We start from the raw sequence: 14,322 nt of genomic DNA, 5'->3' as shown, positions 1-14,322 counted from the left end.
CTCCGCAAGCTCCGGGCGCTCCTCAGGGAGCAGTGGGGTACGCGCCCTCCGCAAGCTCCGGGCGCTCCTCAGGGAGCAGTGGGGTACGCGCCCTCCGCAAGCTCCGGGCGCTCCTCAGGGAGCAGGAGGGGACGCGCCCTTCGCAAGCTCCGGGCACTCCTCAGGGAGCAAGGGGGGGTCGCATCTTCAGCCGCAGGTCAGGCGTCCCACCACGGTCGCAGCGGAACCTGGTGCGTACCGTCCTCGTCGAGCTTGGTGGCGAGTACGTGGTGAAGCTGGATGATGTTGCGGTCGAACCCGATTCGACAACCGGCCATGTAGAGGCCCCAGAGCCGCGCGGTGCCCTCGCCCACCTCGGCGACCGCTTCGTCCCAGTGTTCGACGAGGTTGACGTTCCAGTCGCGCAGCGTCATCGCGTAGTGCTCGCGGAAGTTCTCTTCGTGGATGACCTCCATACCGCCGATGTCCTGCAGCTTGGAGATGATCTTGCCGGAGCCGGTGAGCTCACCGTCGGGGAACACGTAGCGGTCGATGAAGGAACCCGCTTTGCTGCGACTCGCGTTGTCTGGCCGAGTGATGCAGTGGTTCAGCAGCATCCCGCCGGGTCGGAGCTTGTCGCGCACGAATCCGAAGTAGGCCGGGTAGTTGTGGACGCCGATGTGTTCGGTGAGACCGATGGACGAGACCGCGTCGAATCCGCTTTCGGTGACGTCGCGATAGTCGCTGTGCCGGACCTCGGCGAACTCGCCGAGTCCCTCGTCGGCGATCGCCTTCTGGGCCCACTGTGCCTGCTCGGCGGACAGGGTCGCCCCGATCGCGTGCACGCCGCGCCGCGCCGCGTAACGGACCATTCCGCCCCAGCCGCAACCGATGTCGAGGAGGCGGTCCCCGGGTTCGAGGCGCAGCTTCTCGAAGATGAGGCGGTACTTGTTCTCCTGTGCGATCTCCAGCGAAGCTTCGCGTTCGGGATAGACCGCGCACGTGTAGGTCATGGCCGGGCCGAGGACCCACTCGTAGAAGGTGTTCGAGACGTCGTAGTGGTAGTGGATGACCTCGGCATCGCGAGCCTTGCTGTGCCGCAGTCCTTCCGCGAATCGGCGCCAGCGCGGCACAGCCTCTTGTGGAGGTGGCGCGATCGGCTTGAAATGTTCGATGCCCAGCGACCGCGCGATGTGCGCGAGCGCCAGGGGAGAGGGGCGGTGGAACTGCAGGTTGCTGGCGAGGGCCTTCAGCGCCGGGTACGGGTCACCGGGATGGGCGCCGATGAGTTCGAGATCGCCTGCGATGTATGCACGAGCGAGTCCGAGGTCGCCGGGTGCGGTCACCAGATACGTCGTGCCGCGCGGGTTCTTCAGATCGAGGCCGTACCGGGCGTCCGCGGGTCCGGCGCTGCTGCCGTCGTAGGCGGTGATCCGGATCGAGAGATTTCCGCCGAGGAGCGCTTCGAAGATCTCGGCGAGCGTCATCTTGCCTGCCTGTGAGTCCACACTCGCCGGTGTGCTGTCCTTGAATGTCGTCATTGGCGTTTCACCGCTTTCGCATAGAGGTCCAGCAGCCGGCCGCGGGGGTCGTACCGCTTCTTGAGGAGTCGATAACTCTCTCCGCCGTAGAGTTCGTCGAACTCCTCCGGCGTGTAGAAACTCTCCGAGTACAGCGACTTGTGGCCGTCGAGTTCGGCGACCTTGCGTTCGATGATCTTGTTGGTGTGCCCAGGATCGCCCGGGGTGACCGGCACGGCCGACCAGAAGCCGACGTTGACGTAGGTGCGTTGTGGGGCAAGGGGATACAGCGGCCAGGGTCGAACCGGGTCGGCACCCGGAAGGGCCGGCTCCCGGAGGCGGAGGGGGCACAGCCAGATCGGTTCGATGGGGATGTCGGCGAGGAACCACTCCACGTACTCGGCGGTCCGTTCGATGGGTACCTCGATGTCCTGTACGACGCGCTCACCCGCAGGCAGGCCCTTGCGGGCATTCAGCCGGTCGCCGATGTCGAAGCGCTGGTCGAGGCCGATCAGTTTCCAGTAGAAACTGCTGCGAAGGTAGCGCTTCGGCCACCATCGCCGGATCTTCGGATTCTGGGCCCCGAAGGCGCGTGAGCACCAGAACCAGTCGGTGTCCCACCGCCAGAGATAGTCATGGATCGTGAGCCGGTCGGTCGTCTTCTGCTGGACGGACCGGTAGAAGACGTCCATCCCGGTGTAGTCGCTGACCGGCCCCGCGTCGTCGGTCTGGCGACCGAGTGTCAGATAGGATTCGTTGGCGGAGAACACGACTCCGTCGAGATAGTCGACCGGCTCGCCGTCGTGCGTCTTCGTCGAGACGATCGTTTCCATCGCCGACTGGAGGTCGGCGACGGTGGTGAACCGGATGTGCCGCAGTGCCACGAAGGGCTTCACCGGCTCCAACTCGATGCGCAGGCGTACCGAGTACCCGAGCGTGCCATAGGAATTCGGGAATCCATAGAAGAGGTCGGCGTGTTCGTTGGTGGGTGTCGCGGTCAGGATCTCGCCATCACCGGTGAGGATGTCGATCTCGAGGACCGATTCGTGAGGCAGGCCCGAGCGGAACGATGTGCTCTCGATGCCGAGTCCGGTGACCGCGCCACCGAGGGTGATCGTCTTGAGCTGCGGGACGACCAGCGGTGCGAGGCCGTACGGAAGCGTGGCTGCGACGAGGTTCTCGTAGGTGCACATTCCGGCCACGTCGGCGGTCCGCGCCGCCGGGTTCACCGAGATGACCCGGTCGAGTCCGGAGACGTCCAGTCCCGGATGCGGATTGGCGGCGCGTTTGCGAAAGAGGTTGGACGTCTTCTTCGCTAGGCGCACGGTTGCCTGCGGCGGGATGGCACGATAGCTGGCCAGAAGGTCGGCGACCCCCTGGTCGAATGCCGCTCCCCCCATCTCCAGCCCTTTGCTCACCCGGTTAGCCTAGGACTTGATCAGTTCGCCCGCCAATCGTTTCGTACTGAGGAGTGTCCAATCGTGGGTCAGGTTTCCGCATCGCAGTCGCTCGACATCGCCGCCGCCCCGGACGCTGTGGTCGGAGCTCTCGCCGACTACAACGAGGCGCGCCCGGCCATCCTCCCGGAGCAGTACCGCGACTTCAAGGTGATCAGCGGCGGAAACGGCGACGGCACCGTCGTGCACTGGATCCTGCAGGCGACGTCGAAGCGGCAGCGGGACGTGCAGGCGACCGTCAGCGTCACCCCGGACACCGTCACCGAGCGCGACGCCAACTCGACGATGGTGACCACCTACACCGTCGCGCCGTCGGGCAGTGGTTCGCGCGTCACGACCACCACCACGTGGCAGGGTGCCGGCGGCATCGGCGGGTTCTTCGAGAAGACATTTGCGCCGAAGGGTCTCAACCGGATTCAGGCCGAGGTGCTCGGCAACCTGAAGAAGCGCCTCGAGAGCTGACGGCCGGCGTCTCCGCCGGCGGCGGCCGATGAGCGGCACGGGACCGGCCGACTCCGCCCGGCGCCGTCGTGGCCGGGCGCGACCGTCCCCGCTGCCCATCCGCGACGGCGTCGACGCCACGCGCGTGGTGTTGCGGTCGGGGCCGGAAATGACTGTGGGCCAGGCGCTGCTGGCCACGCCCAGTCTGGCCGGACTGACCGCTGCCGACCTGCGTCGACGCGCCGCTGCCGGCGAGATCGTCGATGCCGACGGACAACCGGCAGATCTCGACTCGCCGTCGCGGCGCAATGTCTCGCTGTACCTCTACCGGGACCTCGACGACGAGGTGCCGATTCCGTTCGACCTGCCGGTGGTCTATCGCGACGAGAACATCGTCGTGGTGGACAAACCGCATTTCCTCGCCACGATGCCGCGTGGCCGTCACGTGACCGAGACCGCGCTGGTACGGCTGCGGCGAGAGCTGGGCTCGGACACCGTCTCGCCGGCTCACCGGCTGGACCGCCTCACCGCAGGAATTCTGTTGTTCACCCTCCGACCCGAGGTGCGCGCGGCCTACCAGGACCTGTTCGCGTCCCGAACCGCGCGCAAGGAGTACCTCGCACTCGCACCGGTCGACGAGGCGCTCACCACGACCGTGACGGTGCGGGATCGGATCGAGAAGACCGCGGGCGATCTGCGCGCACTCGTCGTCGACGGGCCCGTCAACGCCATCAGCGACATCGCGCTCGTCGATCGCACAGGCAGCCATGGCATCTACCGCTTGGTGCCGCACACCGGACGCACGCATCAGCTCAGGCTGCACATGGCCTCGCTGGGGGTGCCCATCGTCGACGACCCGCTGTACCCCGACGTGCGGCCCGAGCTCGCCGCGCGCCCCGATCACGGGGACTTCTCCCGGCCGTTACGGCTGGTGGCGCGGGTGTTGGAGTTCACCGACCCGCTGACCGGCGAGCAGCGCAGGTTCGAGAGCCGGCGACCGGTGTCGGGGTAGAAATCCACGATCTACCCTGGCCGCATGACCATCCGAGCGTCCTACGAGCGGCATCCCGACCTGGGTTGCGAGGCCGTGGTCTTCATCGACGACGAGTCGCTGGCCTGTTTCCAGATCCAGCGTGATCTCGTCGGAGGTCCACGAGCCGACGAGTACTGCGTCACGACGGGGGCCAGTGCGCCCGTCTACGGCGGGATCACGCAGTGGCGCCGTCTCGACGACCGGTTCGAGTTCGCGCTGACGCCGCGAGCAGGCCGGCTGTTCGGCGACGAGGTCCTTTCCTTCGAGGTCGCGCCCTCTGATGAGTCGACCGTCGACGACATCGCCGAGCATGTCGATCGGCTGCTGCGCTGACGCTGCGACTACCCTGGGCCGGGTGACGCAACCATTCGATCCCAGCGCGTTGTTCGGCGGCGGTCAGGGCGGGGAGAACCCGATGGCCGGATTGCTGGCGCAGGCGCAGCAGATGCAGGAAAAGCTCCTGTCCGCGCAGAACGAGATCGCGGCGGCGGAGGTGGTCGGCAGCGCGGGCAACGGACTCGTCACCGTGACCGGCAACGGCACGGGCGAGGTGACCGCCGTGTCGATCGACCCGAAGGTCGTCGATCCCGACGACGTGGACACCCTGCAGGACCTGCTGCTCGGCGCGCTCGCCGACCTGTCGGAGAAGCGCGAGCAGCTCGCCAGCGAGAAGATGGGTCCGCTGGCCGGTGGACTCGGCGGCGGCCTCCCCGGTCTCGGCGGCTGAGTACAGCACCCGCGCCCGACACCGAACGACGAGTAGAAACCCTGGACACCGTGGACGCAGATCACCATGTATGAGGGACCGATCCAGGATCTGATCGACGAACTGGCCAAACAGCCGGGGCTCGGTCCGAAGGGTGCGCAGCGGATCGCATTCCACCTGCTGGCCGGGGAGAAGCCCGACATCGATCGCCTCATCGCCGCGCTCGGTCGGGTTCGCGACGACGTGGTGTTCTGCGCCGAATGCGGAAACGTGTCGGCCAACCGCCTGTGCCGCATCTGTTCGGACGCGCGCCGCGACGCCAGCAAGATCTGCGTCGTGGAGGAGCCCAAGGACGTGCACGCGATCGAGCGGACCAAGGAGTTCACCGGCCGGTATCACGTGCTCGGAGGTGCGCTCGACCCGTTGTCGGGAATCGGCCCCGACCAGTTGCGCATTCGGGAACTGCTGCGTCGGCTGGCCAATCAGGAAGACGGCGTCGACGTCTCCGAGGTCATCGTCGCCACCGATCCGAACACGGAGGGAGAGGCCACCGCGACCTACCTCCAGCGCATGCTCAAGGACTTCCCGGGACTGTCGGTCACCCGCCTCGCCTCCGGTCTGCCCATGGGCGGCGACCTCGAGTTCGCCGACGAACTCACCCTCGGTCGTGCGCTGTCGGGTCGTCGCATCCTGGCATGAGGTCGGCGGCCGTCGTACCCGGCAAACCGGACGGCTACTGTCATGTGGTGATCTCGCGTAATCGGTGGCGTCGTCGAATCCGGGGTGTGTCCGCGGGCCTGACCGTGGTGGTCGTGGCCGGTCTGGTGGGTGCAGTACAGGGCGTGCAGGCCCCCGGGGTATCCGCGGCGCCCGCCCTTGATTGGCAGGCCTGTCCCGCGGTCCACGGCGTACCGGCGACGGTCCGGTGCGCGACGGTCGAGGTTCCGCTCGATCACCGCAAGCCGAACGGCGAGACGATCGAGATCGGCGTCAGCCGCATCCAGGCCCGCGACCAGTCCCGACGACGGGGTGTCGTGATGGGCAACCCCGGAGGACCGGGTGGCGACGGCATCGCGATGTTCAGCCAGGTGCGTCCGCCCGCCGCGATGCTCGACGAATGGGACCTGGTGGCCGTGCAGCCGCGCGGACTGGTGTCGGGCACCCCGCTGCGCTGCGAACCGATCACCGGTGACGAACCCGAACTGATGACGGCGCTGGGCAAGCTGAACCGCGAGCGCTGCGAGAGCCGTACCCCGGGTCTGGGCGCGACGCTCACCACCGAGAACACTGCGCGGGACATGGAGGTCGTCCGCAAGCTGCTCGGGGAATCGAAGGTCAGTCTCTACGGCATCTCCTACGGCACCCTGCTGATGTCGACGTACGCGACGCTGTTCCCGCAGCGGGTCGACCGCATGGTCCTCGACTCCGGGTTCGATCCGGGTGTGGTGTGGAACAGCCTCCTCTCCGTTCAGACACCGGGTTACAAGGCCAGGGTCCACGCGATGATGGCGTGGATCGCACGCCACGACCGGATCTATCACCTCGGCACAACTCCGCTCGCCGTCTACCTCAAGTGGAGCGACCGGGTCAGTGCCGAGGCCGGTGTGCCGCCGTCGCTGCTGGCGCCGCCCGCGCAGATCGGCGACGTGCCGCCCGGCCTGCGGGCGTTCGCCGAGCAGTACATCGCGGGCACCAACCTGACCGCCGACGCGCGCGCCAGGTTCGAGAACCTGGTGCTCACCCTGCTCAGACCAGGAGCACTGCAGTTGACCTCGCCGCTGCTGGCGCTCACCCGCGCCCTCGCGCCGGATCGGAACTCATGGCCGATGGTGGCGCTGATGACCGCGAGAACCGGTCTCGAGCTGCCCACACCGGCGCCCGCGGCGATCCAAGCCGCTCAGGTCTCGCAGGACATGCAGGCTGCGGTCCTGTGCAACGAGAACCAGGTGCCCGCGCGACCGTCGCTCGGTTTCCAGGCGTTCATCGCGAACTACGTGACCGGGGATCCCTTCGAAGCGCCTGGTCTCGCCTATGAGTCCGGCCTCGCATGCGCCGGGGCCCCGGCCCTCGCCCGTCCGATCGCGATCCGTAACCGTGGGCTGGCGGTGACGCCGTTGCAGATCCAGAGCGTCGGCGACCCGCAGACCCCGTATCGAGGTGCCCTCAAGATGCGGGACGTCATGCGCAGCCACCTCATCACGGTCGGTGGCGGTGACCATGGCCAGCTCGGCCGGGCGAACAAGCCACTCGACGACGCCATCGTCGAGTACCTCCGCACGGGCCGGACCACGGTGCAGCGCGTCACCGAAGCGCCGATCACGGCACCGCTGACGCAGTTGCCGCCGGCGTTCGCGTCCGGCGCCGCGGGCCGGTGACCCAGTCTGACCCGGTGAACCCGCAGACTCGCGCCCGCATCACCGAACTGGCCCACCGGCTCGATGCGGGGATCGTCGCCATCGACGGTCCGTCGGGTGCGGGGAAGTCGACGATCGCCGACCTCCTGGTCGCCGAACTGCGTGCTCGGGGCGTCGGGGTGACACTCGTCCGCACCGACGACTTCGCGACGTGGGACGACCCCGTCGCGTGGTGGCCGGAACTGGAAGCAGATGTGCTCCACCCGTTCGGACGACGACGCGACTACCGGTATCGGCCGCGCCTATGGCAGGACGGCGTCCCGACGCCCGGGCCCCGCGTGTGGATCGAGTGGCAACCCCTGCTGATCATCGAAGGGGTGTCCTCGGCTCGACGCCGGATCGCCGACCGCCTGTCCCATGCGCTGTGGCTCGACGGCGGATCCCCGGCCGAACGGCTCGAGCGGACGGTCACCCGCGATGGGGAGGACGCGCGCGCCCACCTGGAGGCGTGGCAGGACTTCGAGCGCGGCTGGTTCGGCGTGGATCACACGCGGGAGCGGTGCGTCGTCCTCGACTGACGGTCCGTCTCTGCTGACGGACGAGCGACGCCAGACCGGCGGTTACTGTCGAGAGATGGCCACCCGACGACGCTTCCGCGATCTGGCGGAGCTCGACGCGCAGCTGATCGAGTGCCGAGCATGCCCGCGGCTCGTCGAATGGCGGGAACTCGTCGCTCAGGAGAAACGACGTGCGTATGCCGATGAGGAGTACTGGGGTAGGCCCGTCGCCGGTATCGGCCCGGCCGACGCGCGATTGCTGATCGTCGGCCTCGCTCCCGCGGCGCACGGCGGGAACCGCACCGGGCGCATGTTCACCGGTGACCGCAGCGGCGACGTCCTGTTCGCGGCGCTGTATCGCGCCGGTCTTGCGAGCCAACCACATTCGGTCGCGATCGGCGACGGGCTGGAACTCTTCGACACGCGGATCACCGCGCCGGTGCACTGCGCGCCGCCGCAGAACAAGCCGACGGTGGAGGAGCGCGACACGTGCTCGTCCTGGCTGCACGCCGAACTGGAACTGCTCGCGCCGACGGTCCGTTCGGTGGTCACACTCGGTGGCTTCGGTTGGCAGTCAACGCTTCGCACTTTCGCAGAGCTCGGCTGGACGGTCCCGAAGCCGATGCCGAAGTTCGGTCACGGTGTCTCCACGACCCTCGTCCGCGATGACACCGAACTCGAGGTGTTCGGTTGCTACCACGTGAGCCAGCAGAACACCTTCACCGGGCGGCTGACGGTCGAGATGGTCGTGGACGTGCTCACTGCAGCGGCGGCGTCGGCCGGGATCGAAAGCGGCCACCGCCCTGGTCCCTGAGCTGCGAGCGAAGCGAGCCACGTTCTGCTCCCTGAGGTGCGAGCGAAGCGAGCCACGAAGGGCATCGCAACGTGCGTCACCAGGCCCTTCGTGGCTCGTCGCTTTCGCTCCTCGCACCTCAGGGACCAAGGGGCCATGCGGTTCTTTCGGATTAGGGAGCAGAGGGGTCGCTACCGCCGCCGGCCGGCGGCGAGGCGCTCGCGGCGAAGCCGGTCCACCTCGGGGAGGTCCAGCGGCGCAAGGGATTCGACGCCCAGCGCGGTGGCGAGGAGATGGTCGGCGAGTTCGGGGTTGCGAGCGAGCGCAGGCCCGTGCATGTAGGTGCCGATGACGCTGCCCTGGACGACACCCTCGGTGCCGTCGCCGACGCCGTTGCCGACACCGTGGCGCACCCGGCCGAGCGGGGCGGCGCCGGAGCCCAGAGTCGTTCCACCACGGTGGTTCTCGAAACCGGTGAGGGGTTGTGACAATCCCGGAAGGGCAGGGTCGACGAGGAGCTCGCCGATGCTCCGCTCCGCCTGGGGGGCCGTCGTCAGATCGAACAGTGAGATGCCGTCGACGCGTTCGCCCGCCGACGTCTCGTACCAATGGCCGAGCACCTGGATGGCGGCACAGATCGCCAGCACCGGGCGTCCGGCGGCCGCGGCCTGCTGCAGTCCCGGGTAGCGCGTCAGGTGCCGGGTGGCCAGCCGCTGGGCGTAGTCCTCGGCTCCGCCGAGGGTGTACACGTCGAGGGAGTCGGGGACGGGGTCGTCGAGTGTGATGTGAATGACCTCGGCGTCGATGCCGCGCATCAGCGCTCGACGCTTCAGGACGAGTGCGTTGCCGCCGTCGCCGTAGGTGCCCATCACGTCGGGGAGTACCAGGCCGATCCGCAGGGTCGATTCGCTCACTGCTCCGCCTTCCGTGATCGCGCCGCGCGTTCCAGGGCTGTCCCGAGGTCGCGAAATGCCGTGTAGTTCGCCAGGACCTCGACGCGTCCGGGCGGGCACGACGCGATCGCTGCCATCGGGTCCGGAACGGTGGTGTGCTCGGCGCCCGCATAGAGCAGTCGTACGGACAGGTCGGCGGCGCGTTCACCGGCGGCGACGACCCGCATGGTCTCGAAGGCCTCGAATCGCACGTCCCACAACCAGGACAGGTCCTCGCCGTCGGGAACCTGACCGTTGACCGCGATGACCAGTCCGTCGGCGTCCTGGTCGATCATGGACATCGCTTCCTGCCATCCGGCCGGATTCTTCGCGAGAAGCGTTCGGACCGAATGATTTCCGACCTGATGGATCCCGTAGCGGCCGGCGACCTCGCCGACCGTGCCGACGGCCGCCACCGCGTTGCGCGGGTCGGCGCCCATCGCGACGGCGGCTGCCACGGCCTGGGTTGCGTTGCCGCGGTTGGCCTTACCGGGTACCGCGAGTTGCAGAGATGCGCTGAAACCGTCAGGGCCGTAGATGTTCTCGTCGTCGAACCACCAGTCGGGCGTGGGGCGGCGGAAGTTGTCGTCGCCGGTGGACCGCCACCCGGCCTCGGAGCGGACGATGGGCTCGCCGGTCCGGGGGCAGCTGACCGAGTCGCCGACCCAGCTCGCGCCGGCCGCGACCCAGACGACGTCCGGGGCGTCGAACGCCGCGGACGTCACCAGGACGTCGTCGCAATTGGCGATCACGGTGGTCTCGGGATGACGCGCGATGCCCTCGCGGAGCCGGCGTTCGATCATGTTGATCTCGCCGACCCGGTCGAGCTGATCCCGGGAGAGGTTGAGCAGCACGAGGACCTCGGGGTCGACTGCGTCGCTGACATGCGGGACATGCAATTCATCGACTTCGAGCGCGCAGAACGGGGCGGTACGGCTGAGGGTGAGTGTCGCGATGATGCCGGCGTCCATGTTGGCGCCGTCGGCCTGTGTCGCGACCTCGCCGAGCTCGGCCATGGCGGCGGCGGTCATCCGCGTGGTCGTCGATTTGCCGTTGGTCCCGGTGACGATCGCGGTGCGCTTGCCGGCCGCGAGCCGGCCCATGATCTGGGGGTCGATCTTCGCGGCGACCAGCCCGCCGATCATCGACCCCTTGCCTCGTCCCGCGGTTCGCGACGCCCACCGGGCTGCTGCCGCGGCGCCAAGGGCGACGGCGGTGCGCGCGGGAACACGGGTGTTCGTGCGGGTTGCGGAACCGGCGGAAGAGAGTCGGTCGGGCATGCGCACGAGTGTGTCACAGGCCGATCCGGCGGGAGTGGTCGTGCCGTCGGCCGGCGCCGCGTAGGCTCGGCGGCTGTGAGTCGCGACACCCAACTGCGCCTGTCCCTGCCCGCTCGAGTGCAACGCCGAGTGTTGCTCGCCGCCGCACGAATCCCCGCCGGCGCGCTGACCGTTCTGGGGCGTCGGGCACCGGTCAACTCCGACGGCGAGCGGGTCGCCCCCGAGCTCGCGGCGATCGGCTGGGCCAACGACAACGTGCCCGGTCTGAATCCCTTCCAGGGCGAGGTGGCGCAGTCGCGCGCGCAGACCGACGAGAGCGGCGCGTCGATGGCCGAGGTGCTGCCGCCGATGGCGGTGGAAGAGGACCTCGTCATCGACGGGCCCGCCGGGCCGATCCCGGCCACCCGGTACCGCTCCTCGACCGAGTCGGCGGGGCTGCTCGTCTACTACCACGGCGGTGGCTTCGTCACCGGCAGCCGGATCAGCCACGACGCATTCGTCCGTCGCCTCGCGCACGGCACCGGACTCGACGTGCTGTCGGTCGAGTACCGCCTGGCCCCGGAGGCGCCGTTTCCGGCGGCTGTCGAGGATGCGGTGGCGGCCTGGCACTTCGCCGTCGAGGTGGCGCCGCGATGGGGTCTCGATCCCGCACGGATCGTCGTAGGCGGTGACAGCGCCGGCGGCAACCTCGCGACCGTCGTCGCCCGGGAGGTTCGCGACGACTCCGTGACCCCCGTCTTCCAGCTGCTCATCTACCCGGTGACCGATCAGGCCGCCGACACCCCCTCGCGGCGGGAGTTCGCGTCCGGGTACTTCCTCACCGCCGACGGCATCGACTGGTTCACCGACCGCTATCTGCCCGATGCCGCGCAGCGCAGCGATCCGCGCTGCTCGCCGCTGCTCGCAGATGACCTCAGTGGTCTGCCTCCCGCCCACGTCATGGTCGCCGGCTTCGACCCGCTGCGCGATGAGGGCCTCGCGTACGCGCGCAAGCTCGAGGAGGCGGGGGTGCCGGTCACGGTTCGGCGGGAAGGGGCGATGATCCACGGGTTCGTCAACATGACGCTGATCAGTCCCGGTGCCCGCGCCGCGGTCGACCGTCTCTGCGCGGTGGTGCGCGACGCGCTCACCGCGACACCGCCCACCGGGACGACGTCACCCGCCTGAACGCACCGGCGTCCCCGCGCAGGCGAGGGCCGTCGGCTCGTCCAGCCGGGAATCGGCGCCGGACCCGGGTGCCCCGTCGGCGGACGCCGTTCGCCGACGAGACCGCGGCCGGGCCATCACCCCGGCGGCACACCCGGCGACGACGATGACCGCGCCGACGATCTCCCCGACGGTCGGGACCTCGCCGAGGAACACGAAGGCCGCCGAGATGCCGACCACCGGCACGAGCAGGGACATCGGCGACACACGGCTCGCGTCGTTGCGTCCGAGGAGCGTCGTCCAGAGGCCCGCCCCGATCACGGTGCCGAAGATCGCGAGGTAGGCGAGTCCGCCGAGTGCGAGCAGCCCGGTCTCGGTGTTCAGGGTCGTCAGGGACTCGAAACCGGCGGCGGGTCCCTCGATGACGAGGCTGGCCAGGTAAAGCGGGGGAGTGGCGACGACGGCCATCCAGAGTGTCATCCGCAAGGAATCGTCCGGACGTGCCAGACGTCCGCCGATGTTGCCGGCAGCCCAGCTGAGTCCACCGAGCACGGTGAGGCCGATCGGGAGCAGGGCGGCGACGCCGAGGTCGGTGCCGTGCACCCGATCGACTGCGATGAGCACCATTCCCCCGAGGGCGATGACAAGGCCGATCACCTGGCCGGCGGTCATGCGCTCGCGCAGGAACAACACACCGAGCACCACGGTGAACGGCGCGGATGTCTGCAACACGAGAGACGCGAGCCCGGTGGGCATGCCCAGTTCCATCGCGAGGAACAGCATCATGAACTGCACCGTCCCGAAACCGGTGGCGTACAGCAAGAACCACTTCACGCGGACCTTCGGGAACCGCACGAACACCATCACGGGTATCGCCATGACGGCGAATCGCAGGGCGGCGAGGAAGAACGGCGGGAAGTGGTCCAACCCGAGTCGGATCGCGATGAAGTTCAGTCCCCAGAGGAAGACGACGAACAGCGCGAGTAACCGATCACGAGTGGACATGGACCCATCGTCAGCGCCTGCGAAGTGAAGAACAATCGAATTTATACGGAAGGACTATTCAGTTTTACTGAATGTTGCCGGGGTCACTCCTGCGCTGCGGCGACCTTCGCGCGAACGTCCTCCATGTCGAGACCCTCGACCGCGCCGATGAGCTCCTCGAGCTGGGCGGCGGGAAGAGCTCCGGGCTGGTTGAAGACCAGGATGCCGTCGCGGAACGCCATGAGGGTCGGGATGGACCGGATGCCGAGGCTGCCTGCGAGCTGCTGCTCGGCCTCGGTGTCGATCTTGCCGAAGGTGATGTCCGAATGGGCTTCGGAGGCCTTCTCGAAGACCGGCGCGAACTGTCGGCACGGGCCGCACCAGCCCGCCCAGAAGTCGAGTAGGACGATGCCGTCCGACGAGATGGTGTCCTCGAAGGTCTCTATGGTGATGTCTTGTGATGCCATGCCTCCCACAACGGCGCAAGAGGGCCAGGCATTCCGGACTCACCTCGGGGGATGGATCTGTATCCTGCTGTCAGTGCTGTGCGCACAGCCACCCGAGCCGGCGAGGCACCCGCGTTGTCTACGAGGCGCTGACGGGCAAGGTCCCCAGGATCTGCGCGATCTGGCCGGTCACGAATTCAGTGCGGCAATCGACGCGGGCGTCGCACGGAATGGGAACGAGCATGACCAGGCGTTCGGCCGAGAAACGCATTGCGCGTACGTTCGCGCATACCCATGGGATGTCGTACCGCGCCGCCTTGTCGGCCGTCCGGGAGAGAGTCGGCGCGGAGACGTGCTGCCCTATGTCCAGCGGCTCCTGATCGAGGCGGTCGAGGGCTGCGGTGTCCGACACTGGGCGCGGATCGACGAATGGGACGGCGTGGGGTCCGTGGTCATCACCGACATCGGCGGAGAGGTCTACCGGCTGACGGCCGAATCCCTGGCGCCCGTGGTGAGCACCCACATCGACGAAGGCACGATCAGCGAACCCCTCGATGTGGACAGCTATCTCGCCGATGACATCATCCAATCGGCGCTGTTCGGTTGCGTCATCTACCGTCACGAGGTCCGACACCGGCCGGTGATGGTGGCCTGAGGGTCGCGTCACAGGGCCGCGTCACAAAGTCGCTCGAGG

Annotated in this window: 17 protein-coding genes; 10 read left to right on the top strand and 7 right to left on the bottom strand. The window is 68.3% G+C overall.

What is annotated here, in order from left to right; all coding sequences use genetic code 11:
• Positions 1–197: 197 nt before the first annotated feature.
• Positions 198–1,520, bottom strand: coding sequence for a class I SAM-dependent methyltransferase (locus ACFW3F_RS08785; RefSeq protein WP_388056309.1), 1,323 nt, complete (start codon positions 1,518–1,520; stop codon positions 198–200).
• Entirely contained in the window at positions 1,517–2,899 is a 1,383-nt protein-coding gene (locus ACFW3F_RS08780; RefSeq protein ID WP_388056340.1) for an FAD-binding oxidoreductase, read from the bottom strand. The genes ACFW3F_RS08785 and ACFW3F_RS08780 overlap by 4 nt, the downstream gene beginning before the upstream one ends.
• Positions 2,900–2,980: 81 nt before the next feature.
• Here ACFW3F_RS08780 and ACFW3F_RS08775 point away from each other — a divergent pair, with 81 nt between their 5' ends.
• From ACFW3F_RS08775 to ACFW3F_RS08740, 8 genes are all read left to right on the top strand, one after another.
• Complete coding sequence (locus ACFW3F_RS08775; protein ID WP_388056307.1) at positions 2,981–3,418, top strand: SRPBCC family protein; 438 nt, start codon at positions 2,981–2,983, stop codon at positions 3,416–3,418.
• Positions 3,419–3,446: 28 nt separating this feature from the next.
• Entirely contained in the window at positions 3,447–4,409 is a 963-nt protein-coding gene (locus tag ACFW3F_RS08770; RefSeq protein WP_388056305.1) for a pseudouridine synthase, read from the top strand.
• 24 nt (positions 4,410–4,433) lie between these two features.
• On the top strand, positions 4,434–4,763 hold the full coding sequence (locus ACFW3F_RS08765; protein WP_388056303.1) for a hypothetical protein: 330 nt from the start codon (positions 4,434–4,436) through the stop codon (positions 4,761–4,763).
• Positions 4,741–5,157, top strand: a complete 417-nt coding sequence (locus ACFW3F_RS08760) for a YbaB/EbfC family nucleoid-associated protein (protein ID WP_388056338.1) — start codon at positions 4,741–4,743, stop codon at positions 5,155–5,157. Before ACFW3F_RS08765 ends, ACFW3F_RS08760 begins: the two co-directional genes overlap by 23 nt.
• Positions 5,158–5,223: 66 nt before the next feature.
• Positions 5,224–5,835 (top strand): recombination mediator RecR, encoded by a 612-nt coding sequence (recR, locus tag ACFW3F_RS08755; protein ID WP_388056301.1) that lies wholly within the window; start codon positions 5,224–5,226, stop codon positions 5,833–5,835.
• Complete coding sequence (locus ACFW3F_RS08750; RefSeq protein ID WP_388056299.1) at positions 5,832–7,511, top strand: alpha/beta fold hydrolase; 1,680 nt, start codon at positions 5,832–5,834, stop codon at positions 7,509–7,511. Before recR ends, ACFW3F_RS08750 begins: the two co-directional genes overlap by 4 nt.
• Positions 7,508–8,068, top strand: a complete 561-nt coding sequence (locus ACFW3F_RS08745) for a uridine kinase (protein WP_388056297.1) — start codon at positions 7,508–7,510, stop codon at positions 8,066–8,068. Before ACFW3F_RS08750 ends, ACFW3F_RS08745 begins: the two co-directional genes overlap by 4 nt.
• A gap of 55 nt (positions 8,069–8,123) precedes the next feature.
• Positions 8,124–8,861 carry a uracil-DNA glycosylase gene (locus ACFW3F_RS08740; protein WP_388056295.1) on the top strand — a complete coding sequence of 246 codons (738 nt, stop codon included), beginning with the start codon at positions 8,124–8,126 and terminating at the stop codon, positions 8,859–8,861.
• 170 nt (positions 8,862–9,031) lie between these two features.
• Here the strand turns inward: ACFW3F_RS08740 and ACFW3F_RS08735 are convergent, their stop codons facing one another.
• Both ACFW3F_RS08735 and ACFW3F_RS08730 read right to left on the bottom strand, forming a co-directional pair.
• A complete protein-coding gene (locus tag ACFW3F_RS08735; protein ID WP_388056293.1) occupies positions 9,032–9,754 on the bottom strand; it encodes a type 1 glutamine amidotransferase in 723 nt (240 codons plus the stop codon).
• On the bottom strand, positions 9,751–11,052 hold the full coding sequence (locus ACFW3F_RS08730; RefSeq protein ID WP_388056291.1) for a MurT ligase domain-containing protein: 1,302 nt from the start codon (positions 11,050–11,052) through the stop codon (positions 9,751–9,753). Before ACFW3F_RS08730 ends, ACFW3F_RS08735 begins: the two co-directional genes overlap by 4 nt.
• A 75-nt stretch (positions 11,053–11,127) precedes the next feature.
• Here ACFW3F_RS08730 and ACFW3F_RS08725 point away from each other — a divergent pair, with 75 nt between their 5' ends.
• Entirely contained in the window at positions 11,128–12,219 is a 1,092-nt protein-coding gene (locus ACFW3F_RS08725; protein ID WP_388056289.1) for an alpha/beta hydrolase, read from the top strand.
• Here ACFW3F_RS08725 and ACFW3F_RS08720 read toward each other — a convergent pair.
• From ACFW3F_RS08720 to ACFW3F_RS08710, 3 genes are all read right to left on the bottom strand, one after another.
• On the bottom strand, positions 12,208–13,203 hold the full coding sequence (locus tag ACFW3F_RS08720) for an EamA family transporter (protein ID WP_388056287.1): 996 nt from the start codon (positions 13,201–13,203) through the stop codon (positions 12,208–12,210). The genes ACFW3F_RS08725 and ACFW3F_RS08720 overlap by 12 nt on opposite strands.
• An 83-nt stretch (positions 13,204–13,286) precedes the next feature.
• Positions 13,287–13,649: a thioredoxin gene (gene trxA / locus ACFW3F_RS08715; protein ID WP_388056285.1), complete on the bottom strand. Its 363-nt coding sequence runs from the start codon at positions 13,647–13,649 to the stop codon at positions 13,287–13,289.
• Between the two features lie 118 nt (positions 13,650–13,767).
• Entirely contained in the window at positions 13,768–13,899 is a 132-nt protein-coding gene (locus tag ACFW3F_RS08710) for a hypothetical protein (protein WP_388056283.1), read from the bottom strand.
• An 81-nt stretch (positions 13,900–13,980) separates the two neighbouring features.
• Here ACFW3F_RS08710 and ACFW3F_RS08705 point away from each other — a divergent pair, with 81 nt between their 5' ends.
• Positions 13,981–14,283 (top strand): hypothetical protein, encoded by a 303-nt coding sequence (locus ACFW3F_RS08705; protein WP_388056281.1) that lies wholly within the window; start codon positions 13,981–13,983, stop codon positions 14,281–14,283.
• Positions 14,284–14,322 lie beyond the last annotated feature (39 nt).

This window comes from Gordonia sp. NPDC058843 (assembly GCF_042743165.1).
Classification (GTDB): Bacteria; Actinomycetota; Actinomycetes; order Mycobacteriales; family Mycobacteriaceae; genus Gordonia.
This window is presented reverse-complemented; position numbering and strand designations above follow the sequence as displayed.

Coding starts and splice junctions, on each gene's coding strand:
- ACFW3F_RS08730 (WP_388056291.1), bottom strand. CDS start 11,052: ATGCCCGACCGACTCTCTTCCGCCGGTTCCGCAACCCGCACGAACACC.
- trxA (WP_388056285.1), bottom strand. CDS start 13,649: ATGGCATCACAAGACATCACCATAGAGACCTTCGAGGACACCATCTCG.
- ACFW3F_RS08770 (WP_388056305.1), top strand. CDS start 3,447: ATGAGCGGCACGGGACCGGCCGACTCCGCCCGGCGCCGTCGTGGCCGG.
- ACFW3F_RS08780 (WP_388056340.1), bottom strand. CDS start 2,899: ATGGGGGGAGCGGCATTCGACCAGGGGGTCGCCGACCTTCTGGCCAGC.
- ACFW3F_RS08710 (WP_388056283.1), bottom strand. CDS start 13,899: ATGCGTTTCTCGGCCGAACGCCTGGTCATGCTCGTTCCCATTCCGTGC.
- ACFW3F_RS08750 (WP_388056299.1), top strand. CDS start 5,832: ATGAGGTCGGCGGCCGTCGTACCCGGCAAACCGGACGGCTACTGTCAT.
- ACFW3F_RS08760 (WP_388056338.1), top strand. CDS start 4,741: ATGTCGATCGGCTGCTGCGCTGACGCTGCGACTACCCTGGGCCGGGTG.
- ACFW3F_RS08765 (WP_388056303.1), top strand. CDS start 4,434: ATGACCATCCGAGCGTCCTACGAGCGGCATCCCGACCTGGGTTGCGAG.
- recR (WP_388056301.1), top strand. CDS start 5,224: ATGTATGAGGGACCGATCCAGGATCTGATCGACGAACTGGCCAAACAG.
- ACFW3F_RS08740 (WP_388056295.1), top strand. CDS start 8,124: ATGGCCACCCGACGACGCTTCCGCGATCTGGCGGAGCTCGACGCGCAG.
- ACFW3F_RS08785 (WP_388056309.1), bottom strand. CDS start 1,520: ATGACGACATTCAAGGACAGCACACCGGCGAGTGTGGACTCACAGGCA.
- ACFW3F_RS08720 (WP_388056287.1), bottom strand. CDS start 13,203: ATGTCCACTCGTGATCGGTTACTCGCGCTGTTCGTCGTCTTCCTCTGG.